10 protein-coding genes are annotated in these 16,881 nt (G+C 37.3%); all 10 read left to right on the top strand.

From position 1 onward, the window contains the following. Window positions 1-21 precede the first annotated feature (21 nt). The 10 genes from N0B16_RS05650 (at window position 22) to N0B16_RS05605 (ending at window position 16,855) form a co-directional block, all read left to right on the top strand. The gene (locus N0B16_RS05650; RefSeq protein ID WP_262989753.1) at window positions 22-2,880 is read left to right on the top strand and encodes a type I restriction endonuclease subunit R; all 2,859 of its coding nucleotides are present in this window, start codon (window positions 22-24) and stop codon (window positions 2,878-2,880) included. A 175-nt stretch (window positions 2,881-3,055) separates the two neighbouring features. Further along, window positions 3,056-4,690 carry a T9SS type A sorting domain-containing protein gene (locus N0B16_RS05645; protein WP_262989752.1) on the top strand — a complete coding sequence of 545 codons (1,635 nt, stop codon included), beginning with the start codon at window positions 3,056-3,058 and terminating at the stop codon, window positions 4,688-4,690. A gap of 7 nt (window positions 4,691-4,697) precedes the next feature. Further along, the gene (locus N0B16_RS05640) at window positions 4,698-8,048 is read left to right on the top strand and encodes a hypothetical protein (protein ID WP_262989751.1); all 3,351 of its coding nucleotides are present in this window, start codon (window positions 4,698-4,700) and stop codon (window positions 8,046-8,048) included. Between the two features lie 6 nt (window positions 8,049-8,054). Continuing rightward, the gene (locus N0B16_RS05635; protein WP_262989750.1) at window positions 8,055-11,507 is read left to right on the top strand and encodes a DUF6443 domain-containing protein; all 3,453 of its coding nucleotides are present in this window, start codon (window positions 8,055-8,057) and stop codon (window positions 11,505-11,507) included. Beyond that, window positions 11,497-11,955 carry a hypothetical protein gene (locus N0B16_RS05630; protein ID WP_262989749.1) on the top strand — a complete coding sequence of 153 codons (459 nt, stop codon included), beginning with the start codon at window positions 11,497-11,499 and terminating at the stop codon, window positions 11,953-11,955. The genes N0B16_RS05635 and N0B16_RS05630 overlap by 11 nt, the downstream gene beginning before the upstream one ends. A 278-nt stretch (window positions 11,956-12,233) precedes the next feature. Further along, window positions 12,234-13,496: an RHS repeat domain-containing protein gene (locus N0B16_RS14145; protein ID WP_368407542.1), complete on the top strand. Its 1,263-nt coding sequence runs from the start codon at window positions 12,234-12,236 to the stop codon at window positions 13,494-13,496. Beyond that, window positions 13,465-13,926 (top strand): hypothetical protein, encoded by a 462-nt coding sequence (locus N0B16_RS05620; protein WP_262989748.1) that lies wholly within the window; start codon window positions 13,465-13,467, stop codon window positions 13,924-13,926. Before N0B16_RS14145 ends, N0B16_RS05620 begins: the two co-directional genes overlap by 32 nt. Before the next feature lie 177 nt (window positions 13,927-14,103). Further along, window positions 14,104-15,906, top strand: coding sequence for an RHS repeat domain-containing protein (locus N0B16_RS05615; RefSeq protein WP_262989747.1), 1,803 nt, complete (start codon window positions 14,104-14,106; stop codon window positions 15,904-15,906). Between the two features lies 1 nt (window position 15,907). After that, the gene (locus N0B16_RS05610; protein WP_262989746.1) at window positions 15,908-16,474 is read left to right on the top strand and encodes a hypothetical protein; all 567 of its coding nucleotides are present in this window, start codon (window positions 15,908-15,910) and stop codon (window positions 16,472-16,474) included. Between the two features lie 21 nt (window positions 16,475-16,495). After that, window positions 16,496-16,855: a hypothetical protein gene (locus tag N0B16_RS05605; RefSeq protein ID WP_262989745.1), complete on the top strand. Its 360-nt coding sequence runs from the start codon at window positions 16,496-16,498 to the stop codon at window positions 16,853-16,855. Window positions 16,856-16,881: the final 26 nt, after the last annotated feature.

Raw genomic sequence — 16,881 nt, 5'->3', positions numbered from 1 at the left:
ATAAAACTTGTAAACGCAAAAATGTCCAGCCAGCCCGAATATATTCTTGAACAGAAATTAGTAGAACAATTACAGCATTTAGGTCATAAGCCAGTCAGGATTTGCAATGAAGCAGATTTGATTATCAACCTAAAAACTCAGCTCGAAATTCATAATAAAAAACAATTTTCCAATAAAGAATTTGAAAAGATTCTAAATCATCTTGCCAAAGGGAATGTTTTTGAGAAAGCTAAAATATTGCGTGACCGATTTCAGTTTACTAAAGATGATGGAACTTCGGAATGGATAGAATTCATCAATCAGGAAAGCTGGTGTCAGAATCAATTCCAAGTCACAAATCAAATTGCTCAGGAAGGAGATTATAAAAACCGTTACGATGTCACGATTCTAATCAACGGTTTGCCTTTGGTTCAGATAGAGCTCAAACGCCGTGGTTTGGAAATGAAAGAGGCTTTCAACCAAATCAACCGCTATCATCATCAGTCATTTAATTCGGGAAAAGGTTTATTCAATTACGTTCAGTTATTTGTTATAAGTAATGGTGTCAATACAAAGTATTATTCCAATAACGCCAAGCAGAGTTTTAAACAAACTTTCTTCTGGTCAGACGAACACAATAATAATATCACACAACTTGAAGATTTTGCACAGGCATTTTTAGAGCCTTGTCACATTGCCAAGATGATTACGAAATATATTGTACTGAATCAAACCTATAAAATTTTAATGGTTCTTCGACCGTACCAATATTATGCGGTAGAAAAAATTGTTGAAAGGGTTAGAAATACCGATAACAATGGATTTATTTGGCATACAACAGGCTCAGGGAAAACATTAACTTCTTTCAAAGCAAGTCAGATTTTGAAAGAAATTCCTAAAGTGGAAAAAGTTGTTTTTGTGGTAGACAGGAAAGATTTGGATTATCAAACGCAAAAAGAATTTGATGCTTTTGAAAAAGACAGCGTAGATGCTACGGAAAATACGGCACATCTCGTAAAGCAACTTTCTGATAATACAAAACTAATTGTTACAACCTTACAAAAGCTAAATACTGCCATTACCAAAGAAAAACACGGCAAAAAAATAGATAGACTAAAAGACAAAAAAGTCGTATTCATTTTTGATGAATGCCACAGAAGTCAGTTCGGAGAAACGCATCAAAATATTAAGAAATATTTCGAAAAAGCGCAAATGATTGGCTTTACCGGAACGCCAATTTCGGAAGTGAATTCGGTTGGAAAAATAAATGGAATTTCTGCCACTACAAATATGCTTTTCAAAGAATGTCTGCATAAATACGTGATTACAGATGCTATTAGAGATGAAAATGTTTTGAAATTCTCTGTAGAATATGTCGGCAGATACAAAGAAAAGGAAGGTAGTAATACTTATATAGATATGGAAGTTGAAGCTATTGATACTCAAGAATTACTAGCAAGTCCAAAGCGTCTGGAGAAAATCACCGATTACATTATAACCGAACACGATAGAAAAACCCATCAGAAAACATTCAATGCAATGTTTTGTGTGAGTAGCATAGATGTTTTGCAGAAATATTATGACCTTTTCCAAAAGAAAAAAGAAGAGGGAAAACACAATCTGAAAATTGCAACCATATTCAGTTATGGAACTAATGAAGAGAATAATGATGCAGACGGAAATTATCAGGAAGAAGATGTTTTGTCGATGGTTGCGGAGCCACCTGCAAAATATGGTGATTCACATAGCAGGACTGTTTTAGATCGATATATTGGTCATTATAACGAAATGTTCGGAACCAATTTTTCTACGAAAGACAGCCAGAATTTTTATAATTATTACAATGACATTGCGAAAAGAGTCAGAAACAAAGAAGTTGATTTGATTATTGTAGTCAATATGTTTTTGACAGGATTTGACAGTCCTCAATTGAATACTTTATTTGTAGATAAAAACCTGAAATACCACGGATTGATTCAGGCGTTTTCCAGAACCAACAGAATTATCGGAGAGAAAAAATCGCAAGGAAATATCGTTTGTTTTCGCAATTTAAAATCTGCCACAGATGATGCAGTGACTTTATTTTCTAATAAAGAAGCTATACAGGAAATAATCATCCAACCCATTGAAGATTATATTGAACTTTTCAAAAATTCTTTAGAAAAACTGAAACTAGTTGCACCCGAAATTCAAAGTGTTGACTTTTATCAAACCGAACAAGAAAAGTTTGAATTTGTTACAGCCTTCCGCGAATTGATGCGTATTCTGAATGTCTTAAAATCATTTACAGATTTTGATTTTGACCAATTGGAGATGACAGAATTTGAATTTGATGGATATAAAAGTAAGTATCTTGATATCTGGACTGCAACACATCCTAAAATTCCAGGAGATGGAAAAGTTAGCATTTTAGATGATGTTGATTTTGAATTAGAGCTCATCCACCGTGATGAAATCAATGTGAGCTATATACTTTCACTATTAGCAAATATCGCAGATATAAAAGGAATGAAACGAGAAGCGAAAATAAAAGAAATTCGTGAAATCCTATCCGGCGACGCCCAATTAAGAAGCAAAAAAGAACTGATTGAAAAATTCATAGACGAGAACTTGCCACATATTCCCGACGGCGATGCTGTAAGTGATGAATTTGATAATTTCTGGAACAAAGAAAGAACTGATGCCTTCGAAAAAATTGCCGAAGAAGAATCCCTGAACAAAGAAAAATTCCAAGAAACGATTGACAGCTTTCTTTTCACTTCCAAAATACCCAAAATGAGTGATGCCTTAAAACTCTTAGAAATAAAACCAAAACTTACAGAACGAAATAATATTGGAAAAAGAATTATCCAAAAAGTTCAGGATTTTGTGGAGGTTTTCATTGATGGGGTGGCATCGTAATGATTTATTCTTATAATATATAAATTTTTTTATAACACGCCACGTTCTGTCGCTTTCCCATAGTACCTTTCCAACACGTAACAATCTCTTAAAATAAAAATTTGTGGTATCTGTTAAAAAAAGTTAAATTCGCGCCATAAAACAATAACCGTCATTCATTTGTAAAAACACAGATATGAAAAAACACATTCTCAGTGCGCTGCTTGTATGCAGCACTGCCTTCGTTTCTGCACAAGAAGTACTTTGGCAGAAAGATATTTCTTCCTCCACGCAGGATTTCCTCTCGCAGGTGACTACCACCATTGACCAGCAGTACCTTATTACCGGCAGCTCGATTCAATCTAAAAAGCTCTCTTCAGAAAGCAAGCAAAACAGCGGCTACGATTTCCATGTCGTAAAGCTCAATCAGCAGGGTGAAGAAGCCTGGGAAAAGTATTTCTCGGGCCAGAACCATGATTTTCTTTCGGCTACGGTAGCCACGCAGGAAGGCGGGTTTCTTTTGGCAGGAACTTCGTTTTCCGGGAAATCATTCGATAAAAAAGAAGACTCCAAAGGCGGCTCAGATGCATGGCTCATCAGGCTGAATGAATTCGGGGACGAAATATGGCAGAAAACGCTCGGAAGCACTTCCGATGAAGAATCGAAAGCCGTCATCCAGACCACGGATTTAGGATTTATGGTAGCGGGAAATGTTCAGAGCTCAGCAAAAGGCTACGGCTCGAAAGATGTATGGATCACGAAATTAGATAAAAACGGGAAAGAAACCTCCCAACTGATCATAGGCGGAAAAGGGATGGATGAGGTGGAAAAGATGATTCCCACCAGAGACGGCGGCGCGTTACTCGGCATTTATTCCAGAAGCGGAGCTTCTGATATGAGCAATAAGCAATCAGTGATGAGCAATACCTATTCGAGTGCAAAAGGAGGGTCATCAGATATTACCAATTACCCATTACCCATTACTTATCCAAAAAAATCTGAAAACTTCGGGGAAGGCGATTACTGGATCATCAAGCTCAGTAAAGACGGCAAAGTGGAATGGGAAAAGAACTATGGCGGAAAAGGCGATGACCATTTAAGAACACTGGCTTTAACAACAAGTGGTTACGTTATTGGCGGAGAATCCAGATCGGAGAGATCAGGCAATAAAACCGTGGGAATTGAAGAAGGGACCGATGTATGGCTGATTGCATTAAACGAAAGAGGCGAAGAATTATGGCAGAAATCCTACAGCTTTAAAAACCGGGATGTATTGATGGGAATGAACGTAGTGAAAACCGGAGATGAAAAAAGCTCAAAAGGAATTCTTCTGGGCGGCTACACGCAGGCGGAAGGAAGGATAGAAACGGATGATGAAACGTTCTGGATGCTGTACCTGGATGAGAACGGGAATGAGCAGTGGCGCAAGCATGTGAAGGGAGAGAAAAGACAGAAGGAGGAGCGGTTATCGGATCTGAAACTCAACCGTGACGGCTCGATTATCTTAGCCGGAACCAGCGCCGAGGAACTCGGAAAAGAAAACTGGAAGATCGTCAAGCTGGGTGATGAACAGCTGAATCAATTAATCGAAAAGCAGGATATCAGAATCTACCCGAATCCTGTATCTGATTACTGTTATGTAGAGATCGGGTTTGACTTCAAGGAAGCGGATATTACCATGTATGATATGGGCGGAAGACAGCTGCAGAGTTTAAAAACAAAGAATAAGGTCACCAAGATCAACACGCAGAACCTGATTCAGGGTGCTTATCTCATCACCATAAAAACAGACTCCAACAAGACCGCAAATGCGAAAATAATTAAGAAATAGAACGCCGATGAAGAAATATATTTACCTTACGGGTCTAATGGCCTGTAATTTTTACATGAGCCAATCCGCCGCTGACACCTATCAGAAAATTGTTCCGCAGGCTCCGGAAGTAAGTGCTTTATTAAAGAATTTTGAAAATCCGGTTTCCCTCAATTCAGGAAATCCGGATATCTCAGTCCCTATTTATACCATACAAAATGGCGATCTTGTCTATGATATCAGGTTATCCTATAACTACAGCGGGATTGCCGTTAATGAAAAATCGCCATGGATAGGTTTAGGCTGGTCCTTATCGACTCCCTCATTGATAAGAACGGTGAGGCAGTTTCCTGATGACGCGCCGGGAGGGTTTTTCTACGAAACACAATATACGGTCCCGATTGCCGCTGATATTATGCATAAAATAGACCAGGGAACACTTCCTGAAAGTGCGGCGTATGATTTAGACTACAGATACAGAAGTGGCGCTATAGATCTGGAATCGGATGATTATAAAGTAATATTACCCGATGGCCAAACATTGTCATTCATGGTCAATCAGGAAAGAAGTGCCGAAAATCCGGTGGGGCAGTTTGTGCAATTTCCTGATTCGGATTATAAAATTAATTATAATACTACTTCAGGAAAATGGACCATTACCAGCCCGACAGGATTTCAATATATTTATAAAGTCGGGAATACTTTGCATTTTTCTCACACCTATACCTACGGAGGAATATCCATCGGAACCGAGCCGACAGCACAGCAGCCAACGTATGCTCAGACATGGATCCTGGAAAAAATGATCAGCCCTCAGAATAACGAACTGAATTTTGAGTATGATGAAGGGAGTTTTTATGATACCTGTGAATTGGCAGGACAATCAAAAACGGTAGAAACATATGATTCTGATGATCCCAGAGGTACGGTATACACCAGCTTTTCCAGAACAAAAGGGTATACCTATCAGATCAAAAGGATTTACGGAACCTTTGGAGAAGTTAAGTTTAATACATCCAGCCGTCTTGATGACAGTACGACTAAAAAACTGGAATCGGTTGACATCAAAGACAGCTACGGAAGAAATGTGAATACCATCGGTTTTCAGTATGAGTATATGACTTCTCTGCCACCAACAACGCCTATTTATTCATGCAACCACATGGAAGACAGCGGTAATATCACGAAACGACTGATGCTTAAAAAAGTTTGGTTTGGGGATATTAATCTGCACAATGCGTATCAGTTTAATTATAACAGCCAGTTGCTTCCGCACCGGTTTTCTTACGCCAGAGACTGGTGGGGATATTATAATGGCAAAACGACGAATGCAGGTTTGACACCGAGCATCGATGTTGTTCTGGAAGAGGAAAATGACAGAAACGTCAATCCGGAATTTGCCAAAGCGGGTCAGCTGGAAGAAATTATTTTGCCGACGGGAGGGAAAACCAGGTTCTATTCGGAAAGCAATAAGGGGATTTATTTTGAGCATGATGTTAAAAGAACCTATAGAATACATGATATCATCCCCTATGTATTAGCCAACAAATATTTTTCAACCTCAGAAAACCCGGCACAGCAGACCAATAAAACGTACAATATTCCCCTGAATATTGATTTTAGTAAATTGCCTAACACCAACCGTATTAGATTTGAACTGAACACCAGTACGACAAAATGTATTTATCCTGATTTGACTTTACCGACCAACGGAAGCTGTTCAATTTATTATAAAATCTTAAATGCCAATAATGTAGAGCTGGTCTCACAGAAACTATTCACCAACGCTACGAAAGTCATTGAAATACCATATGACCAGCTTACCGCCACCAATACCATTCAGGTACAGTTGTATGCCGGAAATCAGAATACACCGAACAGCCAGCTTTTTAATTATAATGCTGATGAAGCGACGATGGAGGTTAAATGGAAAGAAATTGATCCGAACCTGGCAAGAAATACGGCGTATGGCGTAGAAGTACCTTTTGGAGGATTACGCGTTAAAAGAATTGAAAACTATAATGAAAATAATGCATTGGTTCTGGCAAGAGAGTATAACTACAAAAATGAAAACGGGGTAGAGTCTGGAATCACGAATTTTGAGCTTGATTTCCTTCAGCAGATTCCCAATAAAAACTTTATCAACTCTCAAAGCAGGTTTCCCCTGCAGACCGGAAGCGGCAGAATGATTTCTTACACGGCGGCGAAGGAAGATAAAGTGAATATATCTACCAATCAAAAGATCACGATCAATTCGGTATTTGAAAATAAGACCATATTAGGAGATTATTCGGGATCATGCTTCTATAATAATATGGAAGGCAATTTTTTAGGAGCTTCTTCTTCTCTTCCATGCTTTGAATATCCTAAAAACGGGAAAACCCTGCTGAATAATCTCGGAAACAGACAGGAAGAATCTTATGAGTATTATGTCGAAGATGGAAATACCATTAAACCTAAGATCGTGTATGGTATCGATTATGACCTTATTTTTAAGCCTAAAAATATACTAGATTTTGTCATCCTGGGAACAGGGTATCCTTTCGATACCTATTATTACAAATTCCAGAATTTTGATGAGAACGGGGATTTTATCAAAACGACGACAGAGCATTTGGGGAATCAGGATATGGTATCAACGACAAAAACCTTCACCTCATCAAACAATCACCACCAGTTGACGAAACAGACCACCACAACAGATGGTGTCATCAATGAGACGTCTTACAGCTATGCCCACGAAAAAGGAAACCCACTTTTGATCAGTAAAAACATGATTGGCATTCCGTTGGAGACGACCTCTACGCAAACGGTGAATGGAGTTGCCAAAACACTTTCAAAAACAGAAACGGTGTATCCTACTTCGATTCCTACGAGTCAGGCCGGGAACTCAGTCTTACCATTATCCGTAAAATCGTACGACATCCCGAACAATACTTTTTCTACGGAAGTGACTTTTAATCAGTATGATGACAAAGGAAACCTTCAGCAGTATACGACCAAAGAAGGAACACCCGTTTCTATTGTCTGGGGCTATAACAGCACACAGCCTATTGCAAAAGTAGAAGGCATGACGTATGCACAGCTGGTCAGTTCAGGATTAATTTCACCCATTGTTTCGGCATCGGATAATGATGCCTCAAACCCGAATAATGAAGGAGCTTTGATTACGGCTTTAGATACCTTCAGAAATTCGGCAGCACTGCAAAATGCTAAAGTGACTACACTGACCTATGATCCGCTGATTGGGGTCACCACGATTACTTCCTCACAAGGCATCAGAGAGACCTATAAATATGACAGCGCCAACAGGCTTGAAAAGGTATCCGATCAGGAAGGGCAGCCATTGAAGGACATTTTTTACAATTACAAACACTAGCACACGATGAAGAAAATAATAATTCCGATTGGCATCCTGCTGACCTCAGGATCTGCCTACGCACAAACAACATTACCAAGCAGTACCGAAAACTATGTGTATACCAAAGTTCATCTGACGGATCCTTCAGAACCGGTACAAAAACAGGTGGAAACCGTTCAGTATTTCGACGGCTTGGGAAGACCGAAACAGGTAGTGAACGTCAAAGCTTCCCCTTTAGGAAAAGATATAGTTATGCATATGGAATATGATGGTTTCGGAAGGCAGGTGAAAGAATATCTCCCGGTTCCCCAATCCTCCACTTTGAATGGAGCCATTATTCCTTCGCCGCTGGGAAATTCTTCCGCGGTGTACGGATCTGAGAAAATATATGCTGAAAAAGTACTTGAAAACACGCCTTTGAACCGGATCCAACAGCAGATCCAGGTGGGGACAGACTGGGCGAATAAACCCGTGAACTTCAGCTATGAAGCCAATACGGCGCAGGATATGGTAAGAAATTACCAGACCACCACCACATGGGATGCGGCCAATACCGTGTTTGTCTCCTCAGTACAGACTTCTGCTTATTTTCAGGCTGCCAAACTCTACAAAAACAGCGTGACCGATGAAGACGGGAATACAACCATAGAATTTACCAACGGAAGAGGACAGACGGTACTGATCCGGAAGGTGATCAGCGCCACCGAAAATGCAGATACTTATTATGTGTATAATGAGTATAACCAGCTTTCGTATGTAATCCCGCCTCTGGCTTCAGTCTCGGGATCTACACTGCAGGCTGCACTGGACGATTTGTGTTACCAGTACCGCTATGACAGCAAATACAGGTTGGTAGAAAAGAAGCTTCCCGGAAAAGGCTGGGAGTCTATGGTCTATGATAAGGCAGACCGATTGGTCTTAACGCAGGATGCCAATATGAAAGCCCAGAATCAGTGGCTGATGACCAAATATGATCAATTCGGCAGAGTGGCTGTTACCGGAATCGTCAGTTCCGGGGGAAACGGGGCAGCCTGGCAAAATATAGTGAATGATCTCGTCATTACCGAGTCCAGGGATGCTGCCGGATTTACAAAAAACGGGATGAATATTTATTATTCAAACACCTATTTTACGGCGAATATCAGTACGGTTCTCAGTGTCAATTATTACGATACGTACCCGGCTTATGCTTTTAATCCCACTTTCCCGGCTACGATATTCGGGAAGCCGATACTGACCGACAATCCTTCGTCCACAGGAAAAAGCACAAAAGACCTTCCGGTGATGACCCTGGTGAAAAACATCGAAGACGATAACTGGACGAAAACCTACAGCTATTACGACCGCAAAGGAAGGCCGATCGGGAATTACTCGATCAATCATCTGGGAGGTTACACCCGAACAGAGACCGAGCTTGATTTTGCAGGTACCCCTAAACAGACGAAAACGTACCATAAACGTTTAAGCACCGATACGGAAAAGATCATCACCGAGAGCTTCGAATATGATGCGCAGAACAGGCTGCTTGTCCACAAACATAAGGTAGACAATAATGCTGAAGAGATTTTGGCTCAGAACGAATACAACGAGCTCTCGCAGCTGAAAACCAAGAAAGTGGGCGGAACCAATGCAGCAACGCCATTACAGACGGTAGATTACGCTTACAATATCCGAGGCTGGATGACAAGAATTAACGATCCATCCAACCTGAACGGGAAGCTCTTCGGGTATGAGATGAAATATCAAAACCCGGTCAATACTTCTCTTTCTACCGGGAAGTACAACGGCAATATTGCCGAGATCGACTGGAAAACTTCTGTAGATGGAGTAGACAGAAGGTATTCTTACCAGTATGATGGCTTAAACAGATTGAAAAAAGGGTTATATTCCGAGCCGGGAACTTCGGTTCCTGAAAACGGTTTCTTTAATGAAGAAATGAGCTATGATCTGAACGGAAATATCACTACACTCCAAAGAAAAACCAAAGGAATGGTGGGAGCAGAGCAGATTGATAATTTGATCTATGACTATTTTGGAACCAACAAGCTAAAATCCGTCACCGATAATTCCCAGAATTATCTGGGTTATCCCGATATTTCAGGGAATACAATTTCCTATGATGACAACGGCAATATGAAAGATCAGCTGGATAAAGGGATTTTGAATATCGATTATAACTATTTAAACCTTCCTGACCAGACTACTTTTAACAGCACCTATATCCCGCGATCGCAGGATATAAATAATTATGTAAAAACACGTTATTTATACAAAGCCGATGGCGTAAAGCTTAAAAAGGTTTATTCTTTTGCCGCTGCACGAACCCGTCTTGAAACCATTAAAATAACGGAATATCTGGACGGTTTCCAGTATGAGAAATCATTTATAGGCAGCAATGTAGACAACAGCCGGATCTTAAAATTTGTACCAACTTCGGAAGGCTATTATAATTTTGAAAATAATAAGTATATTTACAACTATACCGATCATTTGGGAAATGTAAGGTTGAGCTATTTCAGCAATGGCACAAGCGCAGAAGTTCTTGAAGAAAACAATTATTATCCTTTTGGGCTGAAACACCAAGGGTATAATGAATTAAATGGGAATTCTGCGTATAAGTATCAATATAATGGCAAGGAATTGCAGGAGACAGGCATGTATGATTATGGAGCAAGATTCTATATGCCCGATATTGGAAGATGGGGTGTTTTAGATCCGCTTGCAGAGAAAATGAGAAGGCACAGTGTATATAATTATGCTTTTAATAATCCAATTAGATTTATTGATCCGGATGGTAGGGATCCAATCGATTACGTGAATGAAAATGGAAAAAAAATTGGTACTGATGGAACCACAGATCCAGGAGTTTTGATGATTTCAAACAAAACAGATCTTGATGCAATAAAAGCAGCAGAAAAAAATGGGCGGCATGTGGGCATAGGTGATTTGAGCGAATTTAATACTAATATGATAGTTCCAACTGATTTAGATTTAAATGAATCTCTTAATGTAATAGCTAGAGGAAAAGCAAACGGAGGGCTGAAGGAAGAATCCTCCATAGTAGATCAAAGAGGCATAATATTTAGAGGAGAAACAGGACCTTTGCCAACCGTAGGTGCAGATGGTATGGCTTCAGCGCCTGCTGAATTACCGACGCCATTATTATCGTCAGGAAATTCACAGACAAGCATACATCTACATCCGGCAGGAATATTTGAAGCAAAGGGTATACCGTATCCTTTTAATGCTTTAGTTCCAACCGTGGGAACTGATACTAGTGCCTTTAAACAATTTCCCACTAATATTATTGTAGGACCACTTGGAAAAGGAACTAATTCTAATATAACAAGAAATTTAGATGGAACTTATAATGATAGCCGATCCATAGGAGCAGCTATTTATAATTCTAATGGTACATTTAGAATGCAATTGACTGTTCCAGTAATAAAAAATATATTAAAAAGAAATGGAAAATAATAAATTTAATAAAATATTTATAGTAGCATTTATACTAATGCAAAGTTTGTTTTATGCTCAATGCAAAAAAGCGAATCTATTAATTATGATTGATGAAAACCCATCCTTAACAATTAGTGATTTTTATATAGGTTCTTCACTTGAAGAAAATATAAAAGTCAAATATTCTGTTGGTTCAATTGATTTAAATGATGATATTTATACAAAGCTAATGAATAATCAATCTGAAAATATTAATTTAAGTTTTGAAGCAATTCTTCCGAACAAACCTTTTGCTTCCAAATATATAGTAAGTGTGCCGAAAACTTTTTTTAATCAAGATTATATTATTGTAAACATTTTTAATTTATATCATAAAAAATATCGAAAGAAATATTTAAAATTAGTTAAAAACAATAAAGAATACTATGTTGTTTTAGAAACTCCAAATTCGATGAAATTTGATTAGCTCATGCTTTTCTCAAAAGATACATTGTATTAACATATAATATATGAATCATTATTCGGATACAAAAAAACCTCACAAATTGCGAGGTTTTTTTGTTTTATAAAGAGCCGCATTTTATTAAAGAAATTTTCAAATTTTTTAATATTGAACATTTTGTGGATGATCATAAAGTCGGTGCTTTATCTTCTTTGTCAAATGGCTGAAATCTTTCACGTATTATTCTCAGAATTATTTTGGATATCTAAGGAAACGTAATTTCCTACGATATCAATGGAAATATGATCAACCAGATTGATAAAGGGATTCTGAATATTGATTACAATTTTCTCAATCTTCCTAAAAAGCTGACCTTCAACCAAGCCTATATCATCAGAAACAGTAACGGAACCACAGAAGAACGTAATGTAAGAACCAACTACAGTTACCGCGCAGACGGAACCAAGCTCAGAAAAGCGTACACTTCTTATTTTAAGAATCAAACAGAGCGTACGACCACGACCGATTATCTAGACGGTTTTCAGTATACGGTGAATTACCTGAATGCGGCAATGTTAGAATTTATACCAACTGCAGAAGGGTATTTTAATTTTAAAGATAATACGTATATTTACAACTACACCGATCATTTAGGAAATGTAAGGCTGAGCTATTTTAATAATGGCACAAGCGCAGAAGTTCTTGAAGAAAATAATTATTATCCGTTTGGGTTAAAGCATCAAGGATACAATGCAAATGGAGGAAATCCTGCGTACAAATACCAATACAATGGAAAGGAATTGCAGGAGGAGACAGGGATGTATGATTATGGAGCAAGATTCTATATGCCGGATATTGGGAGATGGGGAGTAATTGATCCGCTAGCGGAGAAATACAGAAGATGGTCACCATATAATTATGTAATGAATAATACGATTAGATTTATTGATCCGGATGGAAGACAACCTGAATGGATAGTTGGAAAAGATGGAAAAGCAGTAACATATAAACAAAATAAAGACGGGTCATTAATATGGAGTAAGAATGCAACTGCCGATACTAAAAGAATTGGTGATGAAATGGCTAAAACAAAAACAGGCTTATCTAGACTTAATAAAATGCGAGATGCGAAACATGGTGTAGAAATAGAAATTAATAAAACCGCAAAGGATGCTGGAAACTGGGCAGAAACTACACATCCTAAAAAACTTGGGAGAAATGAAAAAACAGGTGAAGTAACTTCTAATTATGCTAAGATAGAATTTTTTGAAGCTAGAATAGAAAAGAGAATGGAAGAGCATAAAGCCGCACCTGAAGGGACAAAGTTTATAGGAGCAAATTATAATGAACTATATGATTTATGGACAAATGAAGGCATGAGTGCAGTATTAGGTTCTATTGGTGTTCATGAGGGAAATCATGCAACGGATCCTGCTAATCTTAAATTGTTAGGAGAAAATATTGCTAAAGGGAAAAATAACGATTTAGAGAAAGGACCGGACGCTGAAGAGGGTAAGCATCTCAAAGAATTAAATGAAAAAAAACAAAAAAATGAAACGAATTAACCTATTTTGCTTATTTTTTATCTTTATATCAACAACTTTTTTTTCTCAATACATTGATGATTCTAAGGTTAAAGTTTATAAAAAGGATATTATTAAATTTTTAATTCAAAAAAAAGAATTTTCAAGTACTACTGATATTGTAGATATACCAAATATGATATATATCCGAGAAATTTATTCTAATCCGAAAAATATATCAATCTATCAAATCTCAACGACATCAGCTCATTCTTTTAAATATTTTTCAATAGTAAAGGGTAAGAATATTTTTTTATTTAATAGTATAGATTTGAATGAAGATTTTGACTTGATAATTAATAAATTAGAGAATACTGATTTATCAAAAAGAGAACTTTTTAAAATATTGAAAGAAGGATCTTTAATTTATGATTATAATAGGAAAATTAAACAAAATAAAGAAGATATTTAAGCTGTGATTAATAAAAAACTCGCAAAATGCGAGGTTTTTTATTATAGTGCAACTACATTATATTAGAAATATTTAAATTTTGGTGGTAAGCATTTTATCAATGATTTAAAGACGGTGTAAATAACAATGTCATAGCTGAAAACCAAGAAAGTAGGCGGAACCAATGCAGCAACACCATTGCAGACGGTAGATTACGCCTACAACATCCGCGGCTGGATGACAAGAATTAACGATCCATCCAACCTGAATGGGAAACTTTTCGGGTACGAGATGAAATACCAGAACCCGGTCAATACCTCGCTTTCCAGCGGGAAGTACAACGGCAATATTGCCGAGATCGACTGGCAAACCTCGCAGGACGGTGTTTTGAAAAGATATTCTTACCAGTATGATCCGCTCAACAGATTGAAAAAAGGGCTGTATTCCGAGCCAGGAGCCTTCGTTCCCGAAAACGGCTTCTTTAACGAAGAGATGAGCTATGATCTGAACGGAAATATTACTGCCCTTAAAAGAAAAGCCAAAGGAGTCGCGGGAGCGGAGCAGATCGACAATCTTACCTATGAATATTTAGGAACCAACAGATTAAAATCGGTGACCGATGATTCCCAGAATTATCTGGGCTATCCGGATATCACAGGAAATACAATTGATTATGACGTCAACGGCAATATGATCAATCACCTTGATAAAGGGACTTTAAATATCAATTATAACGTATTGAATCTTCCTAAAAAACTCACCTTCAACCAGTCATATATTTACCGGAATACTTCTTCAGGAACCAGTGAAACCCGCAATGTGACTACGCAGTATCTGTACCGAGCCGATGGAGTAAAGCTTAGCAAAGCATATACGTATGGGGTATCTAAAAACCAGTCGGAAAGAAGTACAATAACTGATTATCTGGAGGGTTTCCAATATGAAGGCACTGGTGTTTCCACTTCACTGATCACAAGGATTCTTAAATTTGTGCCGACTTCGGAAGGCTATTATAATTTTGAAAATAATACATATATTTACAACTACACTGATCATTTGGGAAATGTACGGGTAAGTTATTTTAAAAATCAAAGTGGCAGCGCAGAAGTTCTTGAAGAGAATAATTATTATCCGTTTGGGTTGAAGCATTATGCTTATAATTCAGGCTATGGAAATGCTTCGTACAAATATGGGTACAATGGGAAGGAATTGCAGGAAGAAACAGGGATGTATGATTACGGCGCAAGATTTTATATGCCCGATATTGGAAGATGGGGTGTCGTAGATCCACTGGCGGAGAAGATGAGAAGATGGTCGCCATATAACTACGTATTTAACGATCCTATAAACATAATAGACCCTGATGGAAAAGATGGGATAAGAGTTGCAAATAAAGAAAACAAAACTATTACTATCAGAGCTAATTATTATGTACAAACAGAAAAGAGTACTTATACTAATATAAATAAACAACAAGTTACAGTAAATGGTTATTCTCCAAAGCAAGTTGAAAGAATGAACAAAGATATTAACAAATATTTGAATGATTTAGGAAGCAAAGTTTCTGAGGGAGAATACGCTGGGTATACAATAAAATATGATTTACAATTTAAAGAAGGAGGTAATTTAGAGAATATTGAAAAATTAGCAAGTAATGATAAACAAGATGGTTTTTCTATAGGTAATTCATTAAGAAATGGTAATGGTACAAGTGATCCTGTATATTTTAAAAAAAATGAAAATGAGGAAGATGGTATGTATTCAGTTAATGGAGGAATCACTGAAGATCGTAAAAATATAATAATGAATACAGAAGAAGGAGATAAACAAATAAATAAAATCCACGAAATTTTTCATACTCTTGGAATGTCCCATCCAAAGGGAAAAGGTGGAGAAGATGGTATTATGAAATATCCGCCAAAAAAGCCAAGTCAGAGTGATATTAATTTTATTGGAAATGGATCTTTTTTGCCACTGGTTGAAGAAAAAAATAGTAAATAAAATGAAACAGTTATTTTCTTTGTTAATATTATTAATGAATATACAATGTAGTTCACAAGTACTAAGATGTGATACTATAACGAAAAAGAACATTTATTATGTTGGATTTGAAATTAAATCAAAAAAAACTTACCCTGTAAAAATGATAGGGGTTTTTGAGAATTATGATTTAACTAATTTCAACAAGAAAGATGTAGGCTCATTTATAAGTAGCTTTTATAGTAAAGGTATATATAGTCCGTACCTAATAAAAGGATATAAAAAAATGTTATCTGAATGTATGGATTCTTCACAAACTAATTCCTTTGAAAATAAAAACAACTCTTTTATATCTGATGTTACTCAAAGGTTTGAAAGTATTTCTCCTACAGATGAAATTACATTAAATACAGGAGAAAAAGTAGTGTTAAAAGTCTTTAATATTAGTGGAGTATTCTTTCGAGTAGATAAAACTAACCAGGGAATCTTTACAAACTCAATGGAATGGGATATTAATGATATTTCCGAAATAAATGAAGTATATGTCCCTTTTGATAATCTTCATATAAGCGATTATATAAAGAAATAAAAGAAAGCCACTGCAAAAGAAGTGGCTTATGATTATGGAGCAAGATTCTACATACCGGATAATGGCAATATTGCTGAGATCGACTGGAGAACATCTGTGGATGGAGTAAACAGAAGGTATTCTTACCAGTATGATGGCTTAAACAGATTGAAAAAAGGACTCTATTCAGAGCCGGGAACTTCGGTTCCTGAAAACGGTTTCTTTAATGAAGAAATGAGCTATGATCTGAACGGAAACATTACTGCCCTTCAAAGAAAAGCAAAAGGAGTCGCGGGAGCGGAGCAGATCGATAACCTTTTCTATGATTATCTGGGAACCAACTGGCTGAAATCGGTGACGGATGATTCCGGTAATTATTCCGGATTATCACACTGCCTTTAACAACACTTATATTAAGCGTTTGCAAA

The sequence above is a fragment of the Chryseobacterium gilvum genome (assembly GCF_025628965.1).
GTDB lineage: Bacteria > Bacteroidota > Bacteroidia > Flavobacteriales > Weeksellaceae > Chryseobacterium > Chryseobacterium gilvum.
Note: the sequence above shows the minus strand (reverse complement) of the source record. Positions and strands in the feature narration are given on the sequence as shown.